The organism is Helicobacter pullorum (genome assembly GCF_900638355.1).
Taxonomy (GTDB): Bacteria; Campylobacterota; Campylobacteria; order Campylobacterales; family Helicobacteraceae; genus Helicobacter_D; species Helicobacter_D pullorum.
The window spans coordinates 740696-764577 of sequence record NZ_LR134509.1 but is presented as its reverse complement, the minus strand read 5'-3'; the positions used below and the strand labels follow the sequence as shown (position 1 = coordinate 764577).

The window sequence follows — 23882 nt, the reverse complement described above, 5'->3', positions numbered from 1 at the left end:
ATGAAATTTAATAAAATTTTTATTGAAGTTACAAATGCTTGCGGACTTTCTTGCTCCTTTTGCACACCGCAAAAACTTCCAAAAAATATCATCAACACAGAAAATTTCTCCACAATATGCCAAAAAATCACCTCACATACCCATTTATGCGCCCTGCATATTTTGGGAGATCCACTAACTTTGGACAATTTGCTAGACTATCTCAATATCGCAACAGCTCACAATATCAAACTAGACATTACTACTAGCGGATTTTATCTAAACCCAACCAATATTACCCTTCTTTTAAAACACCCCAGCATCCATCAAATCAATATTTCTTTAACCAGCGTTCTTTATCAAAAAAATCATCAGAATTTAGAGCGGTATTTAGAGAATGTATTCTTGCTTTGCTCCAAGCATCAGATTCTAAAAAGTCAGAAATTTATCAATCTTCGTTTATGGAATCTCGATAAAAATTTCAATCCCCCTTCTATCAATCAACCCATTTATCAGCTTTTAACGCAATATTTTAATACCCCTCTTAAAATACCCAAAACTCGCCTATCTTACAAAATCCATCTCATACAACAGCCCTTTTTTGAATGGCCAAATATAGATTCTACAAACTCCTATACACAAGGCTTTTGCTATGGAGGAAGCAAACAATTAGGAATTTTAAACAATGGCGATATTGTGCCTTGTTGTTTTGATACCAAAGGGGAAATAAAACTAGGAAATATTTTCAAACAATCGCTAGAAGAAATCTATAACACCCAACGCTACAAAATGCTACTCAAAAATTTTCAAAAAGGGGTATTAGCAGAGGAACTTTGCAAGCATTGTAGCTACCCCCTTTATCTTTCTAATGCAAGAAATGTCGAATCCCTGTAAAATACAATGCTATACCATTTTGATTAGCACATTCAATCACTTCATCATCGCGAATACTTCCACCCGGCTCTATTACCGCACTCACTCCCACTTTATGTGCCTCCTCTATGCTATCTTTAAAAGGAAAAAACGCCTCACTAGCTAATACACTTCCTTTTAAATCCAAGCCCATTTCTTCTGCTTTTCTTAAAGCTGCCTTTGTAGCATCTACACGACTTGTCATTCCCATTCCAACAGCCACCATTGCACTATTTTTCACATAAACCACACAATTTGATTTTACCAAACTTGCTATTTTATAAGCAATCTCCAAATCCCGCATTTGCTCCATGGTAGCCTTTTTATTACTCACACATTTTGCATTTCTCACTTCATCTTCTTGCACCTTATCACTATCTTGCAAAACAAAGCCACCCTCAATATGCCTAAAATCCTGCGTATCTCTTGGAAACTTCAATACTTTGCCACCACATACAAAAATTTTAATTTTTTTCTTATTTTCAAAAACCTTTAACGCCTCACTTGTAATACTTGGTGCCACTAAAACTTCAATAAAAATTTTATTAATTTCTTGTGCCAACTCAATATCTACCTCCCCATTTACTGCCACAACTCCACCATAAGCAGAAACATTATCGCACTTTAAAGCCTCGATATATGATTCTAAAACATTGTTTTTGATTGCAAATCCACATGGGTTTGCATGTTTTACAATACAAACACAAGGTTGCTCTCCAAAACTTGAAGCAATTTTCACTGCATTATTAATATCGGTTAGATTATTAAAACTAATCTCTCCCTTTAGAGTTTTAAAATTATTTGAATAAAAATCCCCAAACTCATAATACGCACCTTTTTGGTGAGGATTCTCGCCATATCTAGTGGGCTTTACAATTTTCCCTGCTATAAAATGCCGCTCTCCAAATCCTCCATTAAAACGCCCATTCATATAATTTGCAATCATACAATCATAATTTGCTGTATGTTCAAATGCCTTAATCATCATTGTTTTGCGAAATTCTATTGTATTTTGATTGTTTTTTAGAGCCTCTAAAACCCGCATATAATCATTAGGGTTAGTTACAATCAAAACTGATTCAAAGTTCTTTGCTGCCGCCCTTACCATTGAAGGACCGCCAATATCAATATTTTCTACAATCTCATCAAAATCATCTGTTCTTGCGATTGTTTCTTTAAAAGGATAAAGATTCACACACACCAAAGAAATATCCCTAATGCCAAATTCTTTGGCTTTTTGCAAATCATCTAAATTCTTACGGCGATGCAAAATACCCCCATGAATCTTAGGGTGTAGAGTTTTTACTCTCCCATCAAACATTTCTGGGCTTTGTGTATATTCACTCACTTCTATTGCCCTTATCCCTTCCTCTCTAAGCGTTTTTAATGTACCGCCCGTAGATAAAATCTCATAACCAAGCTCTATAAGCCCCCTAGCAAATTCCACAATATTAGTCTTATCACTTACACTCAAAAGTGCTGTCATTTTATCTCCTTTTTTAAATTTTAAGCCTTAAGCAAACGCACAAATAGCCAAGCACTTATCAAAGCCAATATTCCAATAGGCACAATAACGCTAAATTCTGGTTGCAAAAATCCACTCATAGAGAGCCTAGAAAAACTAAATAATATGCCCCAAACTACCAAGATTCCCAAAATCATTCCCAAAGTAATACCCCCTAAATTAGCATAGCGATTTGAATTTGGAGTAAAGCCCGATAAACACACCATCATCAAAGGTGCAAAAAATGGAAAAAGCAGCAAAACATACAAGGAAGCTCGTAATTTTTGCGTATTAATATTTTGCCCTTCTAAAAGATTCATTGCCTCAAAAGCATCAACAATAGAAATGCTCCCTTGTTTTTCATAAATATTATCCAATATTTTTGGTTTAAAGCCCACTAGTGTTTTATAAACTTTCTGTTCCTCCACCCAAAGAGGATTCTTGCCAACTTCAAGTTGAGGTTGGATTGTCGTAATTTTTGCATTCTCCAAAATCCATTCCCCCTCATTAAAAGTTGCCTTTGGTGCCTCTATAATTCGCAAAACCTCTTCATCTTCTACCTCAAATACTTGAATCCCTTCTGCACTCTGTAACAAAGGAAAAATCTTAGCAAAATAAATATAATTATTATCGTATTTGATAAATAAATCACTTTTATAACTTCCCAAATAACCTCTCTCTACAATCAAATCAACCTTTTCCTTTGCGTAAGCAAAAGGTGTAGCATTCAACAACACAAATGCACTTGAAATCAAAAACGCAATAGAAAAAATAGGCAAAAAGATTCTAGATTTTGAATACCCAAGTGCCAAAAAGGCTGTAAATTGAGAATTTCTAAGCATAGAAATAACCAATACAATTTGAGCCAAAATCAAAGAAAGAGGCAAAATAAAATTACTTGCATAAATAAAATCATAAAATACCAGCAAAACCACCAAATTTGCAGAATTTGGCAATTCATCAAGGTATTTTACCAAATCAATTGCAACAAAAAAACATTCCAAAGAAACAAATAAAACAAACAAATATTTAAGATACAAACCTCCGATATATCGTGCAAACAAACTCATTATTTTTCTTTTGTCTCTCTTTTGAGATTTAATGTATAAAGGCTTGAGATTTTGCTAGATAATTCATCTGGATTCTGCAATTTTGCAATTTCCAAAGCCACTCTCATGCAATATTCAATCAGCTCTATATTATCGTTTTCTTCTTCTTTGCTAAAATCTCCCAAAACCCAATCAATCACTTGTTCTTTAGTAGAGGGCTTACCAATCCCATAACGCATACGATAATATTCATTGCCGCATAAATTATCGATGGATTTCAATCCATTATGCCCTCCACTTCCTCCGCCAAATTTAAATTTGATTACACCAAATGGCAAATCAAGCTCATCATGAATCACAAGCATATCTTTGATTTTATAAAAGTTTTTGACAGCACTAACAGATTTTCCAGATAAATTCATATAAGTAGAAGGTTTAAGAAGTAAAATTTGGGAAGACTTATAGAGTTCCCCTTCAAAATTTTTATCAGATTGCTTGATTGCATTAAGGTTGGAAATTAGAGTATCTACAACTCTAAATCCGATATTATGTCGATTATTTTTGTATTTATCCCCTATATTTCCTAACCCTACAATCAAAAACATTTTATTAACGCGATTTAATTACACCTACAATAGCTACATCATCTCTTTCTACAATTTTTACACCTTCATTTTGAGGTAAATCACGCACTAATACAACATCTCCTACATCCAAATCAGTTACATTGATTTCATAATCTTTGGGCAGTTTTTCAGGTGCTGCTTTTACTTTAATTCTCTTTTTAGAAACCATCAAAACGCCCTTATTTTTGAGTCCTTTTGCGATTCCAACAATTCTAACTTTCACAGAATACTTTGCTTCTACTCCATTTTGTGCCAACATCAAATCCACATGGATAATTTCACTTGTAATAGGGTCTTTTTGATATTCTTGAATAACAACTGGATATTTTTGAGAACCCACTTCCACTTCAAAAATTAAGTCAGTTTTATTTTTAACTTCTCTAATGAAATCATTGCGTTTAAAAGCACAATGAATATTTTCTCTGCCTTTTCCATAAATATTGGCAATTAGATAACCATTTTTTCTTAAAGACTTAGTATCAGCCTTTGAAATACTCTCTCTAATTATTCCACTTAACATTTAAAATCCTTAAAAAATAAAATAAGAAACTGCAATTATAGCCTTTTTTCTTAAAACTTAATTTAAATTAAACCAAACTTTCTAAAATTTTTGCAAAAGCATTTTTAAAATCTTCTAAGCCTTGTGCTAATAATTCATCAGAAACTTTTTGAATATCAATACCAGCTTCTTTAACTGCATTAAAATATTCTTCTAATTCTTCAAAGCTTGGCAAATAGGATTCTTGTAACTCATCTACTTGCATAAAAGCTTCAATCGTTGCTAGAGGTGCGGTATTGATTGCATATTGATGGTATAACTCTTTAATATAATAAGTAGCTTCCAAACTATCATCTTTCACCCCTGTACTCGCAAAAAGAGCCCTCACACAAGGCAAAGAATAATCATTGATGATACGATAAAGATATTGAGCATTTTTCACTCCCAAAGTTGCCGCTGGTATCCCATTTTCTTTTAAAATCGCATCACATTTTCTATCAAAGCGTGAAACAAAAATACTTACAACCGCTCGAGGATAATCTTTGGATTCTTTTTTGGTGTTTTTCTTTAAAACCTCATATCCCCTCTTAAACGCTTCCATACAACCAATAGTTTGTTCTTTTGTAAAGACCAAAGTTGCATTCACCGAGATTCCTTGAGAAATTAATTCTTCCATTGCAGAAAATCCCGCCTTAGTAGCCGGTATTTTAATCATCACATTAGGATAACCAATCTCTTTAAACAACCGCACACCCTCTTCAATAGTTGCCTTTGCATCATCACACAAGTTAGGATCAACTTCGATACTCACATAACCATCATTAGGATTATTGCTATAAATAGGCATAAGCAATTCTGCAGCTCTTTGAATATCGCTTTTGGCTAGAGATTCGTAAATTTCTTTTGGCTTTTTATCTCTTAGAGTATCTTTTTGTTCTTGATAACTTTCCTCCATAAAAGATTTTTGAAAAATTGCCGGATTACTCGTAGCACCTTGAATAATCCCACCTTCAATCATTTTTATAAATTCATTCTCCAAAAAATCTCTTTCAATTAAATCACACCACAAAGAAAAAGAAATATTATTTGGCATGCTTTTCCTCCTTAAAGATAATTTTTAATCAACGACAAATCTTTTGTATCAATCACAATATTTGCTGCTTTTTTTAAAATTTCTTTTGCACAAAATGCTACTTTTTTTTGTGCGTATTGAAACATAGAAATATCATTTGCACCATCACCAACTACTATTGTATTTTCATAACTAACGCCTAATAAAGTTTGGATTTTTTCAAGCATTCTACCTTTTGAATAAGCAAACATCATCTCACCACCTACTTTTCCTGTTAATAAGCCATCTTTATGGTGCAAAGTATTGCTAAAATGGACATCATATCCAAGTGCCTTTTTCCCAGCACTTACACCTTCATCAAATCCTCCGCTAAATACCACAACTTTATAATCTTTTTCTTTTAAAATTTCAATGATTTCTTTTGCACCTTTATTGTAAGTTAGCCCCTCACAAACTTCACAAACCTGTTGCAAAGGCATTCCTTTTAGAGTTTTCACACGTTTCTTTAAACTATGATAAAAATCAAGTTTTCCAGCCATCGCTTCTTTGGTAATATCGCTTACCTCTTGCGTGCTCCCATGTGCTCTTGCCAATAAATCTATCGTTTCCCCATCCATCAAAGTAGAATCAAAATCAAAAACAGCAAGCTTCAAAATAATCCTTCTTAAAAACTAATTTTGTCAAATTATACCTCTAAAAAAATATAAGAAAATTTCAATTAAAAATTTGATTTTATTTTTTTATATTTCTTTAAAGAAAGGAAAAATTTCCCATTCTTTAAAGGAAGCTATTTAGGAGATTCCAAGTCTTTTTTCGAGTTTTACAATTTTGTCCCAAGTCTCAATCACAGAATCAGGATTCAAAGAAATAGAAGTAATGCCATTTTCTACCAAAAATTCTGCAATTTCTGGATAATCACTAGGTGCTTGACCGCAGATTCCACAATATTTGTTATGTCTCTTACAAGCTTCAATTGACATTTTAAACATTTTAAGCAACGCAGGGTTTCTTTCATCAAATACATGGCTAACAAGCTCTCCATCTCTATCAACCCCCAAAGTAAGCTGCGTAAGATCATTAGAGCCGATAGAAAATCCATCAAAAAGTTGCAAAAATTCATCTGCCAAAATTACATTCACTGGCAATTCACACATTACATAAATTTCCAACCCATTCTCGCCCTGCACAAGCCCATTTTTACGCATAATCTCCAAGACTCTTCTTCCTTCTTCTGGAGTCCTAAGAAATGGAATCATAATTTTCATATTGCTAAAGCCCATTTCATTTCTTACCATTGCCAAAGCTTGACATTCCCACTCAAAGGCTTGTCGGTATTGCTCAGAATAATAACGGCTAGCCCCGCGATATCCTATCATAGGATTTTCTTCGTGTGGTTCATAATCCTTTCCACCAACCATTCGACAATATTCATTAGATTTAAAATCACTAGTTCTTACAATCACGGGCTTAGGATAAAATGCTGCCGCAATCATTCCCACACCTTCTGCAATTTTTTTAATAAAAAAATCTTTAGGATTAGCATACCCCGACATAATCTCTTTTACACCTTCAATTCCGTCAAATTCTTTATTTCCATTGTGTAAATCAATCAGTGCTAGAGGGTGTGCTTTAATATAATTGTTAATAATAAACTCCATTCTAGCAAGCCCAACTCCATTATTTGGAATCATAGAAAACGCAAAAGCTTTTTCGGGATTTCCAATATTCATATAAATTTTTGTTTTGGGTTGTTCCAATGAATCCAAATCTACTTTTTCTACTTCAAATTCATAAATCCCATTATAAACAAATCCATCTTCCCCCTCTGCACAAGAAACTGTTACTTCCATTCCTGTTTCTAATTTTTCTGTTGCCCCAACAGCTCCAACGATTGCAGGCACTCCAATCTCTCTAGCGACAATTGCTGCATGACAAGTCCTACCGCCACGATTAGTGATGACAGCAGCAGCCTTTTTCATCGCAGGTTCCCAATCTGGATCTGTATTGTCTGTTACGAGAATCTCGCCCTTTTTAAGCTCTCCCATATTAGCAATATTATCAATTACGCGAATCTTTCCTATGCCTATTTTTCCACCTACTGCCTTTCCACTTAGAAGAATCTCTTTTTGACCTTTATCTTTAAAAAAGTATTTTTCTAAAGTATTGCTTTGTTTTTTCATTTTTTGACTTTGCACAGTTTCTGGGCGTGCTTGAACGATAAAAATCTCCCCACTATTCCCATCTTTTGCCCATTCCATATCCATAGGGCGATATTCACCAGCCTCTTTAGAATAATGCTTTTCAATCAAAATCGCATAACGCGCTAGAGTCAAAACTTCATCATCACTCAAAGAAAAACTCTTTAATTCCTCTTCGGTGGTTTCTATATTTTTGGTAGGATGCTTTGCTCCGGGTGCTGCATACACCATTTTGATATTTTTATATCCCAGCTGCCTTTTTAGTATAGGACGCTTACCCAATTCCAAAGCCGGTTTAAAAACATAAAATTCATCAGGATTTACAGTGCCACCTACAACATTTTCACCAAGCCCCCACGCAGAGGTAATAAAAACTGCATCTTTAAAGCCGGTTTCTGTATCAATACTAAACATAACTCCAGAACTTCCCTTATCAGAACGCACCATTTTTTGCACCCCTACAGAAAGGGCTACTTTAAAATGATCAAAACCTCTTGATGCACGATAACTTACTGCCCTATCCGTGAAAAGTGAAGCCATACAAGATTTAATATAATGTATCAGCTCTGTTTGCCCTTGCACACTTAAATAAGTATCCTGCTGTCCCGCAAAAGAAGCATCCGGTAAATCCTCAGCAGTTGCAGAGCTTCTCACTGCTACATCCGCTTCTTCCATATTATATTCTTGACTTAAAATCCTATAAGCTTCCAAAATCTCTTCGCGTAAATCAGTCGGCAAAGGTGTCCCAAAAATCATATCTCTAATCTTTTTAGAACGCACATTTAATACATCAATTTCAGTTACATCAATCCCTTCAAGCAATTCTTTAATTTTTTCTCGAATTCCTCCGCTATCTAATAAATACCAATATGCTTCACTTGTAATTGCAAAACCATTTGGCACCTTGATACCCATTGGCACAAGCTCTTGAAACATTTCTCCAATACTTGCATTTTTTCCACCCACAACGGGCACATCTTTATTATTTAATTCCTTGAAAAACTTGATGTATTTCATTTTTCTTTTTCTCCTTAGTAAAGCACATAGACTTAAATCTGTATTCTATTTAAAATAAGTTTATCTAAATCTTAAGTTTATAATACTTTCAAATGCAGTTTGCTAAACTTTCAAAAAAGAAAGTAATTTTTTGTAAAATTTACTCAAAAAATGAAGCTAAAAGTTGTAAGGAAAAATAAAATGCAAAACCTAGAACAAATACTCAAACAACACAAACTCACGACAGAGGATTATCAAAACATTCTCAAGATTCTAAAAAGAGAACCAAATTTAGTAGAAATTGGTATTTTTTCTGCTATGTGGAGTGAGCATTGTAGCTACAAATCTAGCAAAATTTATCTTAATGGATTCCCCACTAGAGCACCTTGGGTTATTCAAGGACCCGGAGAAAATGCGGGAGTTATTGATATTGGTGGAGGATATGGAGCGGTTTTTAAAATGGAATCCCATAATCACCCAAGCTTCATAGAACCTTATGCTGGAGCTGCCACTGGAGTAGGTGGAATTATGCGTGATGTTTTTACTATGGGAGCAAGACCGGTTGCAAGCCTCAATTCTATCCGCTTTGGCAATATAGCCAAAAAAGATTCTATAGGTGCAAAACACCGCTATTTATTGCGTGGGGTTGTAGCAGGAATCGGCGGCTATGGAAATTGTATGGGAGTGCCAACTATCGGTGGTGAGATGAGTTTTGAAGATTGCTATGAAGGCAATATTTTAGTCAATGCTTTTACCCTAGGAATTGTTAAAAATGATGAAATTTTTTATGGCAAAGCTGAAGGAATCGGAAATCCGGTAATCTATGTAGGTTCTAAAACCGGACGCGATGGATTGGGTGGTGCTGTAATGAGTTCTGATAGTTTTAATGAAGATTCTAAATCTTTGCGTCCAACCGTGCAAGTGGGGGATCCTTTTACAGAAAAATTACTTTTGGAAGCTTGCTTGGAATTATTCAAAAAAGATTTAATTGTTGGGATTCAAGATATGGGTGCAGCAGGACTTACAAGCTCAAGCTTTGAGATGGCTGGACGCAGTGGAAGCGGTATGATTATGCATCTTGATAAAGTCCCTACCCGTGAAGCAAATATGACCCCTTATGAATTAATGCTTAGCGAATCGCAAGAAAGAATGTTGATTTGTGCCAAAAAAGGATGCGAAGAGGAAATTATTGAAATATTCAAAAAATGGGAGCTTGATTGTGCAGTAGTGGGAGAAGTTACAAATAGTGGAAAAATGGAGCTATTTTGGCACAATGAAAAATGTGCAGAGATTCCCATCGCACCTCTAAGTGAAAATTCCCCTATCTTAAAACGCCCTGTAAGTGATAATCCACAATATCTCAATAAAGTTGAATCTCTAAATACAAAAACTTTAGAGCAACTAAACCCCAATGAAATCTTCACCACCCTTCTAAAAACTCCCGATATTAGCGATAAAGCATGGGTATATGAGCAATATGATAGCACGGTGCAAACCAACACTCTAATTAAAGCTGGAAGTGGTGGGGCAAGCGTGATACGCGTAAAAGAAAATGGAAAAGGATTGGCTATGAGTGTAGCCTGCCCTATTCGCCTATGTTATCTCAATCCAAAAGAAGGGGCTAAACAAGCTGTGGCAAAAGTAGGCAGAGATATTGCCCTAAGAGGCGGTAGAGCTTTGGCAATCACGGATTGTTTGAATTTTGGAAATCCTGAAAATCCTGAAGTAATGTGGCAATTCAAAGAATCTTGTGAAGGTATCAAAGAATCTTGCAAAGCCCTCAATACTCCTGTTGTAAGCGGAAATGTTAGCCTTTATAACCAAACCAATCAAAGCGATATTTACCCTACACCAAGCATTGCTGGAGTGGGCATTGTAGATGATATTTATAATATTTTATCTAATGATTTTAAAGAAAATAATCTTGAAATCTATCTTCTTAAATCCAAACATTCTACACCACAATTTGGCGGCAGTCTTGTTGCAAAATATTTTGGCAATAGCATCAAAGATGATATTTCAAAAATTGCTTTAGAAGATGAATTATTTTTGTGGAATGTTTTAGCGGTTGCAAATGAAAGAAAACTCATTGAAGGGGCGAGTGATATCTATCAAGGCGGATTAGCTATTTCACTCGCAAAAGCTTGCATTAGAGGTAATATCGGATGCAAAAGCGTGGAAAATCTCGATAACAAATCACTCTTTGGTGAAGCTCCAACACAAGTTCTTATTGCAATTAAACCACAACACATTCAAGATTTACACAATCTAATAACAAATTCTAATCTGCAACTAGAAAAAGTTGCCACACTTGGTGGAGAAAACATAGAAATTGGCAATATTTCAATCCCGCTACAAGAAGCAAAGAGAATCTACTTTGATAGTTTTAGAGAAATTATCCAAACACTTTAGAATTATCCTCTTTTTGGGGATTATTCCCCTCTATTCTATGGACTTAGATAGTTTTTATCAGCAAGTTCATAAGCAAAGCCTACAAAAAAATTACATACACTTTCGCCATCGCAAACTGCTAAGCTTGGAAGCTTACCATCTCTTAACTCCACAAGAAAAACTCTCTTTAAAATATTCTTTGATTCTTGTTTCTAGCCAAATTGAAAGTTTTATTTATCTAAATACACTAAGTGGCGTTGGAATCTCCACACAAAAAGGCTCTCATCTACAATTTGACATAAAATACTATGAAACCCTAAAAGATATAGGAATTGGAGGAAAATTTCACGCAATGTGCGTCCTGCCCTATTTTGATAAATGTATTTTGCTTGGCTTTGAGGCATTTTGATTTTAAAATCTTAGTTGAGCTTCCTTTTTGATTGCGTTAATTTTCCTATATAATCTAAAAATATCAAATTTCCACCACTCCCTATAAAACTCCAATATCGCCTCCCCAAGCCTATAAGGAATGCTTTGTTTTTCTTGCAAAATCTGATTGTAATCATATGCACTAAGGGGAGGTAATTTCAAATGCGGAAATTCTTGAATCTTTTTGTGATACTCTCTAAGCTTCCTTTTGTGTTTGAGGGTAATTTTTATCATTATTAAAGGCAGCTTCAAATACTCCCATTTACTTTTAAGATTCCTTTGAATCTCGATAACTGCATATCCAATTTTATAAGTCAAATGAAACCGCACTCTTTCATAACCATAAGTCGTATTTGCCACAAACCCACCTTTGTATGGAGAACCGCCAGCTTTTAGCCAAACATTATAATACTCTTCCCATTCTCTCCAAACTTGATGACAAAGGCGATTATTCCAAAAACGATTATCTCTTCCATAAGCATGGACAAAATACACTTCATCATTGCTTAGCCAATGCACACTGCCTACATATTCTTTCCCAAGATTTTGTGTTTTTAGATTTTTTTCATAAATTAGCAAAGATAAAATGCCTTGATCATTTAGCCCATAAGCTACATCCGCACTTTTTTGATACACAAAAGCATAGCATTCCCTAGGATTCAAAATTGTATCATTCACCAAAACACTTCCAGAACGATAGATTGGATTATTTGCAAACTCTCCATTATAATGAGGATACACTTCATTTAAGCGTTTCTTGCCTCTCTCAGCAGCAATACTAATTCCTTGCTCTTTTAATTTTGCTAAATGCTCCATTCCTTTTAGTATTAAAATATCAAAATCCAAATACAAAATACTTTCGCATTCTTCCAAGAATCTAAACACCTCAAAGCAAGCATACACCATATGTGTCCAACGCCCCAAAAAGCCACTAGAAAAATTAAATTTTAAAGAATTGCCTCCAAACTTCCTAAAATTCCCCATAAAAGTCTCTTGTGTAAATTCAGAAAAAACAATCTCGCTATTTTTAGAAAGCTTTTTCATCGCTTCCATATCTTCTAAACTAAATCCATCATGAATAATATAAAAAATATCTACAAAATCCCCCATTTTGTCTTTGATATTTGCAATCATAGTCCCAAGTGTGAAACTTGAATCTTTTGTGGCGGCTAATAAAATACCAAATTTATACTTCTTCAATTTATTCTCCAAATGGATTTATGAACTCTTAAGAGTGGATTTTACTATATTTTAAGGACATTTTCAATGCAAAATTGTCGGTTTTACACCACTTAATCCACATTAATTTTTAACATATTTTGTTATAATTTCAAATTTTAAAAGGATTTTAATTGTTCAAAAGAAGCTTTATCCAATCATTACCGGTTTTAATGGGATATTTACCTCTTGGAATGGCATTTGGAATCCTCTTTTCTAAACTCCAACTTGACTGGTTTTATGGGATTTTAATTTCTATTTTAATCTTTACAGGTGCAGGACAATTTTTGCTTGTCTCTCTCATTTCTACTTACACTGGATTCTTAGAGATTGCCATTGCTTCTTTTATTTTAAATATCCGACACATTTTTTATTCCCTTGCCATCACTGATGAAATTAAGAAATTTGGGATTGTGAAATATTATATTCTTTTTGGACTAACTGATGAAACTTTTGCTGTGCTAAAGGCTAATCATGCTTCATTAAATCTCAATCAAAAAGATTTAGAAAAAAACTATTTTTATATTACTTTTTTCAATCATTGTTACTGGGTTTTGGGTAGTGGTATTGGAATCTTTTTGGGAAGCGGTATAGGATTCCAACCAGATGGGGTAGAATTTGCCCTAACAGCCCTTTTTAGCGTGCTTACCCTTTCTCTTTTGCAAAACTCTATCAATAAAAAGCCATTCTATATCGGCTTAGTATTAGGGGTGATAGGATTGATTATTTTTCCTAGCAAATATTTCTTGCTTCTTAGCATTTTTGTGGGAATTTTAATTTTATTATTTGGCAAAAAATGGATAAATTATGCAAAATAATTTTGATACCTTTTATCTTATAGGGGCAATTTTAGCTGCCTCATTTGGCACAGCAATGACAAGATTATTGCCCTTTTTTGTTTTCAAAAACATAGCTAACAACAATTTTCTAAAATACCTCCAAGAAACGATGCCGCTTTTGATTATGACACTTTTAATCTTTTTTAGCCTATTAGGAACACCTTGGCATGAAACTTATGGAATCTATGAAATTAGCGGAATCTTTGCTGCAACTTTGTGTTTTTTATGGTTTAAAAATTCAGTTTTTAGTATATTTATAGGGATTATTTTTTATATTTTTATGATAAGGATATTTTAATGATAAAAGTTTATGGTATCAAAAATTGTGGGAGTGTCAAAAAAGCACTTAATTTTTTAGAAGAACACAAAATTCAATATGAATTCATTGATTTCAAAAAAACTCCCCCAAGTCAAGAAGAATTAGAATTATGGCTCAAAACAATTCCTCTTGCAACTCTTTGCAACCACAAAGGAACAACTTACAAAAAATTAGGCTTAAAAGATAAAAACCTCTCCCAAGAAGAAATTAAAGACTATCTTTTAAAAGAACCCACCTTGATTAAAAGACCCATAATTAGCACGCTAAATGAAACTATTGTGGGATTTGATTTAGAAAAATATGAGAAAACGCAATGGTAAAATATTGCTTTTTCATACTTTATCTTATCCTTTTTTGTGCTTGCTCACAAAAACCTTCACAAATCCCAATCCATTTGCCAAACCAAAACCCAAAAGATTATATTTCCATTAATGCAACCCTCAAAACTTCCTCCACAAAAGCCTTAAAACAAGAATATCTCAAGCATTTTTTTGCCCCTTTTTCTAAAAATCCAAAACACACTTCCACAGAAGCCAAATGGGGATTGCAACAAGCTTTAAGAAATTATGGTTTTGGTGAGAATCTCCAACCCTACACACTCCAAGAAATTCAATTCTTAGAAGAAGAAGCAAATTTTGATAATTTTCCAAATGCAAAAAAACCTGCTATTATCACACGCTCTTGTGATGTTAGAGTTTTGCCAACTAATAAACCACGATTTTTAAATCCAAAACAAGCAGGCGAAGGCTATCCTTTTGATTATTGGCAAAATTCCTCCATCTATCTAGGCACACCTGTGCTTATCACACATTATTCCAAATCAAAAAAATGGGTTTTTATAGAAAGTGGCTTTGTTAGTGGATGGGTAGAATCTCTTAATGTGGCGATTTTGGACAATCATCAAATCCAAAAACTAAAAAATACAAAAGATTTCTTAGTTGTCAAAAAAGACTATACACCCCTTAGAAATACCCATAATGAATTTTTAGAATCTGCACGCATTGGTATGCTTTTGCCTCTCCTTGGTAGCACCAAAAATACTTATGAGAGCTTTATTTTTACTCGCACCCAAAGAGGCTTTGCAAAAGAAGTTCAAGTTCATCTATCTACAAAAAACTTTACAAAATTCCCTATGCGTTTTTCTAGCCAAAATTATGCCTCCCTTGCACAAAATATCATCGGAGAAAAATATGGCTGGGGAGGAATGCTTGGAAATAGAGATTGTTCCATGTTTTTGCGGGATACTTTAGGAAATTTTGGCTTTTATCTCCCTAGAAACTCTCAAGCACAAATTGGCAAAAATCAAGCTACTTTTATAGATTTAAGCCACCTAAATCCGCTAGAAAAGATTCTAGCTATCAAAAACCATGCCATTCCCTTTGCAACTTTGCTTGGAATGAAAGGACATATTATGCTTTATATTGGGGAGATAAATGGAGAAATTTTTGCTCTTCATGATATATGGGGACTAAAAACGCTACAAAATGAAACACAAGAAGGGAGAAAAATCATTGGAAAAATCGCCATAACTCCATTGAATATTGGAGAGAATATTCAAGGAATCAATCAAGATACCCTGCTAATTAAAGGCATTTATGGAATGCGAAATCTTTTTAATACAGATGAGTTAGAATATGCAAAACAATAATCCTAAAAAAATAATTGAATGTAAAAATGTTAATTTTTATTTTACCAAAGAACGAATTTTGTATAATGTGGATTGGACAATTTATGAAAATGATTTTTGGGCAATCATTGGACCAAATGGGGGCGGAAAAAGCACTCTAGCACGCCTATTAGTTGGGCTATTAAAGCCAAGTAGCGGGAAGATTCTAAAAAGCCAAAACTTACGCATCGGCTATGTGCCACAAAACACTTTCTTAAATCGCCATTTTCCTATCTCTACACTTGAAGTTGTGATGATGGGATTCTTAAAACCAAAACTTTTTGGAGGTTTCTTGCCTAAAAATGCAAAAAAAAATGCTATGGAACTTTTAGAGCAGTTTCACCTTGAATCTTATGCCGATAAAAAAATTGGAAGTCTTTCAGGAGGACAAAGACAAAGGGTTCTAATTGCAAGAGCATTGTGTGGGAATCCAAATCTATTAATCTTGGATGAACCAACAGCAAGTATTGACCAAAAAAACCAAAAAGAAATTTACGATTTATTACAAACTTTAAATAAAGAAAAGACTATAATTATGATTAGCCATGATATTTCAGTGTTATTAGGCTATGCAAAAAAAGTTTTATATGTCAATCAGGAAGCAAAAGAACATGAACTTCCTCAAATCAATAATCAAATTGCTAAAGAACATTTTTGCGAAGTTGAAATGTTAATGCAATCACAATATTTTAAAAATTAGGAGGTAATTTATGAATAATTCTTATGATGTAGCAATCATTGGGGCAGGTATTTCTGGAAGTGCGCTATTTTATGCACTAACACATTACACAGATATTAAAAAAGTTGCCTTACTAGAAAAGTATTCTCAACCTGCCACATTAAGCTCTAGTGGCAACAATAATTCACAAACAATTCATTCTGGCGATATAGAAACAAACTATACTTTTGAGAAAGCCAAAAAGGTCTCAAGAGCAGCCAAACTTCTTGTTTCTTATGCTTTTTACCACAATCTACAAAATAAAAGTATTTTTGAATACCAAAAAATGGCAATTGGTGTGGGGGAAAAAGAAGTAGATTTTATGACAAAACGCCATGAAGAGTTTAAAGAAATTTATCCTAATTTAGAATTTTTTGACAAAGAAACATTAAAGCAAATTGAACCAAATGTTGTAAAAATGTTGGATGGTAGCGACAGACCTGAAGCGATTATAGGTTCTGGAATGAGAAAAAGTTTCTGTGCGATGAATTTTTGTTCAACCGCAAACCATATGATAGAACAAAGTATTTTTGGGGAACACAAAGTATTTTTCAACCATAAAGTAACTAATATTATCCAACAAGGCGATGGTGGCTATACAATCCAATCTCAAGGGCAAGAGCCTATTAGTGCTTCTTTTGTCTTGGTAAATGCAGGAGCACATTCTCTACTTTTAGCACAAAATATGGGGTATGGGCTAGATTTAGGGTGTTTGCCTGTTTCTGGTAGTTTTTATTTTATTCCCGGGAATAAACTACAAGGCAAAGTTTATACTGTGCAAAATCCAAAACTTCCATTTGCTGCTATCCATGGTGATCCTGATGTTGTCGCTCAAGGCAAAACTAGACTAGGACCAACCGCACTTGCTTTGCCTAAATTAGAACGCTTCAAAAATGGGACTTATGCAGATTTTATGAAATCATTTGGATTTGGCAGTGCAACAACCAAAATTATGTGGGATTTGCTCTCTGATAGCGAAATTAGAAACTATATCTTTAGAAATTTTATTTATGAGATTCCAAGCATTGGCAAAAAATATTTTTGGGAAGAAGCCAAAAAAATTATTCCTTCAATACAACTCAATGAACTATCCTATGCCGATGGATTTGGCGGAATCCGCCCTCAAGTGCTAGACAAAACACAAAAAAAACTTATCTTAGGAGAGAAAAAAATCAAAAGCAACAAAGGAATTACCTTCAATATGACGCCAAGTCCGGGTGCTACAAGCTGTATGAAAAATGCCCTTGTGGATATGCTAGAAATCACTGAATATCTACAAGCAGCTATCAAAATGGACAAAATCAAAGAGGAGCTAAACGAAGAAGATTTGGAGTGGCTTGTTGATTGAGATTTTAGAATACACCTTTGTCCAAAATGCCATTATTGGTGCTTTTTTCACAAGCATTATTTGCGGTATCATTGGCACCATTGCAGTTACCAACAGAATGGTTTTCATCGCTGGAGGGATCGCTCATAGCGTATATGGAGGAGTAGGGATTGCCACCTTTTTTGGTCTCCCCATTATGCTTGGTTCAACAATTTTTAGCATTTTGTGTGCGATTGTCTTAGCCTATATGCTTCTTTATGGCAAAGAGCGTTTAGATTCTCTAGTAGGATCGCTTTGGGCTTTTGGAATGGCATTGGGAATTATTTTAGTAGAACTCACGCCAGGATATAACAAAGATTTTATGGGATATTTGTTTGGAAGCATTCTTAGCATCACAGAAAACGATATTTATTATATGATTATCTTCTCTATTTTATTAATTCTTTTTATAATTTTTAATTACCGCATTATTCTTGGAATCTCTTATGATAGCGAATTTACACAACTTCAAGGAATACAAACAAACTTTTTTAGTATGGCTCTAATGATACTCATTGCACTTGGAATTGTTATTTCTATGCGTTCAGTGGGAATAATTTTAATTGTCGCACTCTTAAGCATTCCTGCTTATTGCAGTGAAATTTTTACCAACTCTTTAGCCAAAATGATGTTTGCCTCTAGCCTTATTTCCTTTATCTGTATGCTTGGAGGGATTCTCATTTCTTATTTTTATGACTTACAAGCAGGTGCTAGCATTGTTATCTTACTTTCAATTTTTTCTTTTATATTGGCACTTATACATCATTTCACAACAACAAAATACTTTTCAAAGGACTATTAATGGAAAACTTACGCAAAGAACTCAAACAACAGCAAAAAACTTCCCTAAAAGCCATTAAAATAGCACTGATTTGTTGTGTAATTACTATTCTTTTTGCTGCCCTTAGCCTGTGGATTCTACTCAATCAAATCACTGCTACTGCCAATCTTAGCAAAAATCAAAAGAGTCTCGAACAAAAAATAATGCAACTTGAACAAAATCAAAAAATGCCAACCCATTAAATTGCCCTAGTTTTCCAAAATGGAACACAAAATGCTTTAACTCTTTAAAAAATCAAAAGGAGTTTTTATGCTGTCATCAGTAAATCCCTATGGATTAGGAAATATTTATACACAAAATATACAACCCAACACCAAAGAATCGCAACCCTCTACCACACAGAATATTCAAGATTCTCAAGAACTGCCCAATCTCTCCAAAGAGACATTAGAGATTCGCAAATTTAGCGATGGAGTTAAAGGTGCAAATGAAATGGTAGGGGCAATGCAAATTGCCGATATTACGCTTAATGCACTAAGCACTCAAGCAAAGGATATGGGAGAAATAAATCCAGAAAATCTTAATATCCTTGATAAAACTGCTAAAGCTGCGCAATTCCGAAATGAAGCTTTATTTGGAAGAGAATTAAGTTTAAATTTAGCAGGAGAAAATGTTTCTTTATCTTTGCCACTTCCAAGCCAAATGGCACAAGATAATTCATCGCTAATAGAATCTTTATCACAAAAACACAATGAAATTAGTGACAAAATGAGCACAATAAGCACACTTATTGAAAAAGCTAGTTTGCCACTTAGCAACAACACTCAAAATTATGATTTTGAAAATTTTGATACAAATTCTTTTAAAAATCTATTCCAATAATTCATCCAAATAGAGCTTTAAGCTCTATTTGTTCGTGTTATTTTGTCTTTCAGATATTTTTTCTTTGAGTAGATTGTCCAATATAGCAACCACTCCATCTGAAGCTATCTCGCCTTGTTTGATATATTCTACAATTTCATCACCTTTTTGTATTCCTGCTTCTTTAAAAACTTCTAGCGCTCCTCTAAATGAATCATGCACCAAAGAATGTGGCGTTTCTAAGCCCGCATAGCTACTCAATTGACTAAAATGCTCCTTGCCTATCCCAGAATCATACCATTTACCCAAACGGCATTCATGGTGAGTAGCAAGCTGCATTTCTTTATTGTCTTCTATAATTGCTTTATAACTATTAATCTTAAACAATAAATGATCCAGCTTTACCAATGCAATAAAAGTAGTATCCAACACATTTGCCGAATCATTTCTAACAGATATAGAAGTTTGCCCCATTTCCATAAATTTCGCAACTTCATCATTTACGCTATCCATATCACCCACAATTTCCTCTGTGGAAGTTTGCACTTCAGAGAAATTTTGACGCAATACTTGAATATTCATCTCAATCTCTCTTGTAGCTTTTTGCGCTCTTTCAGCAAGTTTTCTTACCTCATCTGCGACAACAGCAAACCCCCTGCCATGCTCCCCTGCCCTTGCTGCTTCAATAGCTGCATTAAGAGCAAGTAGATTTGTCTGATCACTAACATCGGTAATAAGCTTAATAACATTTGTAATGGAATCCAAATCCTGATAAACCTGTGCAATCATGCCCTGAAAGCTAATCAACTTTTCTGTTACATTTGCTACAGTTCCCCCAATAGAAGTCTCTAAAGCTTGTATTTGTTCATAATTCTTTAAAGAAGTTTTCTTAGATTCTTGAAGCATATTTACAGAATTAGAAAAATCATCTTGCAATATTTTCAAATTCTTTGCACAAGATTGGGTCATCATCTCAAGCATACTATTAAATACACCTGTTTGTTTTTGGTGTAATTCAATCTGTGCAAAAGATTTTTGATAATCCTCATTTTGGACACTACAACTCTTTAGAGCATTTTCAAGCTGCTCAACCTTTTTCTTTAATTCCCTATTTTCAACGATAAGTTCCTCTTCTCTTTTGGAATTACGAAACACAATTCACCCCTCATAAATCAAAAATTAAAGGGCTTATCATAGCATAACTTTATTTAATTTTATAAATTAATTAATAAAAGTTATAATACTCTCTTTATCAAACCTCGCCTTTTTGGGAATATCTACCTCATTTCTTTCCCCAACTACCAACATTACAGAGCTTCTTTCTTTGGAGGTATCCAAGTTCAAATAATCATCTAATTTCTCCGCATTAAAACCGCCAATAATACAAGAGCCAAGCCCGATTGCACAAGCAAAGATTACCCAAAGCCAAGTAAGTCTGCTCTCTTGCATAATGCAATTTCTCTTGCTCATTCATCCCATCAATAAAAGGCTTATAAATATCTATCCGCTTTTGCATTTCCTCTTGACTTAAACCGCGTCCTTGCAATTTTGGGATAAAATACTCACCAAAATCCAATCTTGCAACCACTACAATAATTGCTCCACATTTTTCAACATGTTTTTGTCCATTAGCAATTTTAGCAATTTCAGCTTTTTTATTAGAATCTTGCACCACCAAAAATTTCCATGGCTCTAGCCCCAAAGAGCTAGGGGATAATCTCCCTGCTTCCAAAATATAATCCATCTCTTCTTGTGTGAGCATTCTTTCTTTAAAATTTCTACAAGAATAACGCTCACAAATAATTTCACTAAAAATCTCTTTTTTCATCATAACTCCTTATTTTATGAATTAAGCAAAAATTCTCTTGCTTTTTCTTTTGAGACAAAAGGCTTCATTTCTACCTCCCTCCCCTCAAAATGCACTTTATAAGATTTATCCATTTCTGTTTTACCATAAGTTAGAGTTAAAGCAATCGCCATTTCTTTATCCTCTTGACTTGAATCTTTTTCAACCAACCCCAAAGGTCCTAGACAATTTAACAACTCAATCTTGCTCATCTTAGGGTGTTTAAAAGAAAGTTTTTGATTTTCTTCTTCATTTCTTGCAATCACGCATCTTCCACCATTTGGCAAAATAAAATATCTCCCATATTTCACCATTTCCATATCTTCAAACACAATTTCCCTATGAGATTGCAAATCTTTGATTTTATTTGCAATAGAAGTATCTGTCAAAAGGCAACCTCCACCGGGCTTGGCATAATTTTTGATTCCATATTCTTCCACCATTTTTAGCTGCCTCTCTCTACCTCTACCATGAATATCTAGCAATCTCTCTCTATCAATCCACCCCTTTTGTTCTGGGATAGTAATAGGAAGTAGTTTTGCACTCATAGGACGCACTACCAAACCTTGTGCATTGCATAACTTTTCCACTTGCAAAAGCGCTTCTGCTCTTTGACTTTTTGGACGCTGTCCCAAAACCTCTCCACTAATTACAAAGCTAGCTCCCTCACTCTCTAGGAGCGAAAAAGCGTGTGAAAACATATTCCCATGACAATCAATGCAAGGATTAAAATATTTTCCATAACCATATTTTGGTGCAAACAACACTTCATCAAAAAACTGCTTTCTAATATCAATGACTTTCAAAGGAACATCAATTTGTGCCAAAATTTCTTTTAGGGCTTCACTTTTATCATTCTTACCAACAAATCCAATATTAAAATGCAAAGCCAAAACATCAATTCCCATATCTTTGATAATTTTAATAGCAAGCAGACTATCTAAACCTCCACTAAAAAGCGCTAAAGCTTTCATAAATAATCAAATCTCCTTTTTTTAGATTTTCCAAATACTTTTGATATTTTCTTAATAAAAATGCTTTTTCTCTCAAAGAAAGATTCTTATCTTGAATAATTTTATTTTTTTGTTCTTCATAAAATTTGTGCAAAATCATAATCATTTGTTGCTTTAACTTCTCTTTGTTTTGCGGTTTTATCTTGCTATCCAACAAAATCCCAATCAAACTTTTATCTTGCAAATCCCCTTTTATGAGTTTCAAAAAAGCTTCTTGTTGAGTAAAAAACATTGAAGGCTCCAAAAAATCCATAACATATTCCAAAAGGCTTGAATCTTCTAAAACACTTTTAATAATAATTTTTTCTGCTAAGTCATAAATATCACCTTGATTTTTTACAATCTTAGCTTCATTGTATTTTTGAGTTTTAATTAAATGCGAAGGAAGTTTTAGTTTTTGTGCCAAAAATCCTTTGTATTCCTCTTGAATTACAGCAGAAAACTGATGAAGATATTCTAAGACTTCTTGCAAGCATTTATCTTTTTGGACTGGATTAGTTATATCATATTTTTTAATCATTTCCTCCAACACAAAATCAATGAGTGGAATAGGACTAACAAAAAGCTCTTTTAACCTCTCAATTTCTCCATTTTTAACCATATCAGCTGGATCCAATCCACCATCAAAAAGCACAACTCCACCCTCTTTTTTTGCCAATGATAATAGACTTGCTGCTTTAAAAGCCGCATTCATTCCTGCATTATCACCATCATATGCAACAATGATTTTTGGATTCCCTTTAGAGAGCAAGGGCAAATGTTCTTTTGTCAAAGCCGTGCCAAGAGTTGCAACAGCATTTGTAAATCCCGCTTGATGAAGCATAATTACATCTAAATACCCTTCAGTGATGATAATTTCTTCTTTTTTATAAATACTTTCTTTTGCTTGTGGATAACCATAAAGTATTTGGGATTTATTAAATAATTTTGTTTGGGGAGAATTGATATATTTTGCAGGGTGATTCCCAAGCGTCCTTCCACCAAAACCGATAATTTTATTTTGTGGAGAACGGATAGGAAAAATCAATCTTTGCGTTAATCTTGCATAATATCTTTTGACACCATTTTCATTATCTACACCCAAAATACCCAAATTTAACGCTTCTTGCATATCAATAGAATTTTTTTGCAAATATGCCATAATCTCATAATTATGCCCTGCATAACCCAGCTCAAATTTCTCTTTCATCACATTTGAAATGCCGCGTGAGTGAATATAAGATTCTACTTCTTTGGTGATTCCATTTTGATAATAATCATTCATAAAATCCATAATTTTAGAATCTACATTTTGCTGTTTTTGATTATCATACACTAATGTTACATTATAAAATTGTGCTAATTTTTCCAACGCTTCTTTGTAATTAATCTTTTCATATTCCATTACAAAAGTGATACTATCTCCACTTGCACCACACCCAAAACAATGATAAAAACCTTTGGAAGAATTCACCACAAAACTAGGAGTATTTTCCTGATGAAAAGGACAACAAGCCTTAAAGGTTGATCCCATTTTTTTTAATTCTATGTAATGTGAAACCACTTCCACAACATCAAGTTGATTTTTAAGTGCATCAATACTTTCTTGAGTTATCAAACT

At 33.9% G+C, this 23882-nt stretch carries 23 protein-coding genes and 2 pseudogenes; 12 read left to right on the top strand and 13 right to left on the bottom strand.

Features of this window, described 5'->3' with window-relative positions:
* Positions 1-873 (top strand): radical SAM/SPASM domain-containing protein, encoded by an 873-nt coding sequence (locus EL247_RS03875; RefSeq protein ID WP_060663306.1) that lies wholly within the window; start codon positions 1-3, stop codon positions 871-873.
* Here EL247_RS03875 and purH read toward each other — a convergent pair.
* The 7 genes from purH to ppsA form a co-directional block, all read right to left on the bottom strand.
* The gene (purH, locus tag EL247_RS03870; RefSeq protein WP_126442009.1) at positions 845-2377 is read right to left on the bottom strand and encodes a bifunctional phosphoribosylaminoimidazolecarboxamide formyltransferase/IMP cyclohydrolase; all 1533 of its coding nucleotides are present in this window, start codon (positions 2375-2377) and stop codon (positions 845-847) included. The genes EL247_RS03875 and purH overlap by 29 nt on opposite strands.
* Before the next feature lie 20 nt (positions 2378-2397).
* Complete coding sequence (locus tag EL247_RS03865) at positions 2398-3465, bottom strand: LptF/LptG family permease (protein ID WP_126442008.1); 1068 nt, start codon at positions 3463-3465, stop codon at positions 2398-2400.
* The gene (gene pth, locus EL247_RS03860) at positions 3465-4049 is read right to left on the bottom strand and encodes an aminoacyl-tRNA hydrolase (protein ID WP_104745635.1); all 585 of its coding nucleotides are present in this window, start codon (positions 4047-4049) and stop codon (positions 3465-3467) included. The genes EL247_RS03865 and pth overlap by 1 nt, the downstream gene beginning before the upstream one ends.
* A 4-nt stretch (positions 4050-4053) precedes the next feature.
* The gene (locus EL247_RS03855) at positions 4054-4590 is read right to left on the bottom strand and encodes a 50S ribosomal protein L25/general stress protein Ctc (protein ID WP_005022879.1); all 537 of its coding nucleotides are present in this window, start codon (positions 4588-4590) and stop codon (positions 4054-4056) included.
* Positions 4591-4657: 67 nt separating this feature from the next.
* Entirely contained in the window at positions 4658-5662 is a 1005-nt protein-coding gene (locus tag EL247_RS03850) for a transaldolase (protein WP_065836689.1), read from the bottom strand.
* 11 nt (positions 5663-5673) lie between these two features.
* Positions 5674-6294, bottom strand: coding sequence for a phosphoserine phosphatase SerB (gene serB / locus EL247_RS03845; protein ID WP_005022876.1), 621 nt, complete (start codon positions 6292-6294; stop codon positions 5674-5676).
* A 138-nt stretch (positions 6295-6432) separates the two neighbouring features.
* Positions 6433-8856, bottom strand: a complete 2424-nt coding sequence (gene ppsA / locus EL247_RS03840) for a pyruvate, water dikinase (RefSeq protein WP_054195768.1) — start codon at positions 8854-8856, stop codon at positions 6433-6435.
* Positions 8857-9036: 180 nt separating this feature from the next.
* Between ppsA and purL the strand changes: the two genes are divergently transcribed.
* Together purL and EL247_RS03830 are read left to right on the top strand one after the other, a co-directional pair.
* Positions 9037-11247 (top strand): phosphoribosylformylglycinamidine synthase subunit PurL, encoded by a 2211-nt coding sequence (purL, locus tag EL247_RS03835; protein ID WP_104745636.1) that lies wholly within the window; start codon positions 9037-9039, stop codon positions 11245-11247.
* Positions 11213-11635 (top strand): hypothetical protein, encoded by a 423-nt coding sequence (locus EL247_RS03830; RefSeq protein WP_232019781.1) that lies wholly within the window; start codon positions 11213-11215, stop codon positions 11633-11635. Before purL ends, EL247_RS03830 begins: the two co-directional genes overlap by 35 nt.
* A gap of 2 nt (positions 11636-11637) precedes the next feature.
* Here the strand turns inward: EL247_RS03830 and EL247_RS03825 are convergent, their stop codons facing one another.
* Positions 11638-12855: a glycosyltransferase gene (locus EL247_RS03825; protein WP_104745637.1), complete on the bottom strand. Its 1218-nt coding sequence runs from the start codon at positions 12853-12855 to the stop codon at positions 11638-11640.
* Between the two features lie 152 nt (positions 12856-13007).
* Between EL247_RS03825 and EL247_RS03820 the strand changes: the two genes are divergently transcribed.
* The 9 genes from EL247_RS03820 (at position 13008) to EL247_RS03780 (ending at position 19444) form a co-directional block, all read left to right on the top strand.
* Complete coding sequence (locus tag EL247_RS03820) at positions 13008-13691, top strand: AzlC family ABC transporter permease (protein WP_104745638.1); 684 nt, start codon at positions 13008-13010, stop codon at positions 13689-13691.
* Positions 13681-14010 (top strand): AzlD domain-containing protein, encoded by a 330-nt coding sequence (locus EL247_RS03815; protein WP_054195765.1) that lies wholly within the window; start codon positions 13681-13683, stop codon positions 14008-14010. Before EL247_RS03820 ends, EL247_RS03815 begins: the two co-directional genes overlap by 11 nt.
* Entirely contained in the window at positions 14010-14351 is a 342-nt protein-coding gene (locus EL247_RS03810) for an arsenate reductase family protein (RefSeq protein ID WP_104745639.1), read from the top strand. The genes EL247_RS03815 and EL247_RS03810 overlap by 1 nt, the downstream gene beginning before the upstream one ends.
* The gene (locus EL247_RS03805) at positions 14345-15679 is read left to right on the top strand and encodes an SH3 domain-containing C40 family peptidase (protein ID WP_104745640.1); all 1335 of its coding nucleotides are present in this window, start codon (positions 14345-14347) and stop codon (positions 15677-15679) included. Before EL247_RS03810 ends, EL247_RS03805 begins: the two co-directional genes overlap by 7 nt.
* Positions 15666-16397: a metal ABC transporter ATP-binding protein gene (locus EL247_RS03800; RefSeq protein WP_005022860.1), complete on the top strand. Its 732-nt coding sequence runs from the start codon at positions 15666-15668 to the stop codon at positions 16395-16397. The genes EL247_RS03805 and EL247_RS03800 overlap by 14 nt, the downstream gene beginning before the upstream one ends.
* Before the next feature lie 10 nt (positions 16398-16407).
* Positions 16408-17763 carry an FAD-dependent oxidoreductase gene (locus EL247_RS03795; RefSeq protein ID WP_104719369.1) on the top strand — a complete coding sequence of 452 codons (1356 nt, stop codon included), beginning with the start codon at positions 16408-16410 and terminating at the stop codon, positions 17761-17763.
* Positions 17756-18583, top strand: a complete 828-nt coding sequence (locus EL247_RS03790) for a metal ABC transporter permease (RefSeq protein WP_104745707.1) — start codon at positions 17756-17758, stop codon at positions 18581-18583. Before EL247_RS03795 ends, EL247_RS03790 begins: the two co-directional genes overlap by 8 nt.
* Complete coding sequence (locus EL247_RS03785; protein ID WP_104745641.1) at positions 18583-18804, top strand: DUF5408 family protein; 222 nt, start codon at positions 18583-18585, stop codon at positions 18802-18804. The genes EL247_RS03790 and EL247_RS03785 overlap by 1 nt, the downstream gene beginning before the upstream one ends.
* Before the next feature lie 67 nt (positions 18805-18871).
* The gene (locus EL247_RS03780) at positions 18872-19444 is read left to right on the top strand and encodes a flagellar FLiS export co-chaperone (protein ID WP_060661789.1); all 573 of its coding nucleotides are present in this window, start codon (positions 18872-18874) and stop codon (positions 19442-19444) included.
* Between the two features lie 24 nt (positions 19445-19468).
* On the opposite strand, the gene EL247_RS08770 is transcribed toward EL247_RS03780, so the two are convergent.
* From EL247_RS08770 to dnaG, 5 genes and pseudogenes are all read right to left on the bottom strand, one after another.
* A complete protein-coding gene (locus EL247_RS08770) occupies positions 19469-19762 on the bottom strand; it encodes a CZB domain-containing protein (protein WP_232019788.1) in 294 nt (97 codons plus the stop codon).
* A 201-nt stretch (positions 19763-19963) separates the two neighbouring features.
* Positions 19964-20329 (bottom strand): annotated as a pseudogene (locus tag EL247_RS08765) (methyl-accepting chemotaxis protein); the annotation flags it as partial.
* A 315-nt stretch (positions 20330-20644) separates the two neighbouring features.
* Positions 20645-21251, bottom strand: a pseudogene (locus tag EL247_RS03770) (nitroreductase family protein).
* Between the two features lie 14 nt (positions 21252-21265).
* The gene (locus EL247_RS03765) at positions 21266-22243 is read right to left on the bottom strand and encodes a 7-cyano-7-deazaguanine synthase (RefSeq protein WP_060661786.1); all 978 of its coding nucleotides are present in this window, start codon (positions 22241-22243) and stop codon (positions 21266-21268) included.
* Complete coding sequence (gene dnaG / locus EL247_RS03760; RefSeq protein WP_104745643.1) at positions 22221-23879, bottom strand: DNA primase; 1659 nt, start codon at positions 23877-23879, stop codon at positions 22221-22223. Before dnaG ends, EL247_RS03765 begins: the two co-directional genes overlap by 23 nt.
* Between the last annotated feature and the right edge of the window lie 3 nt (positions 23880-23882).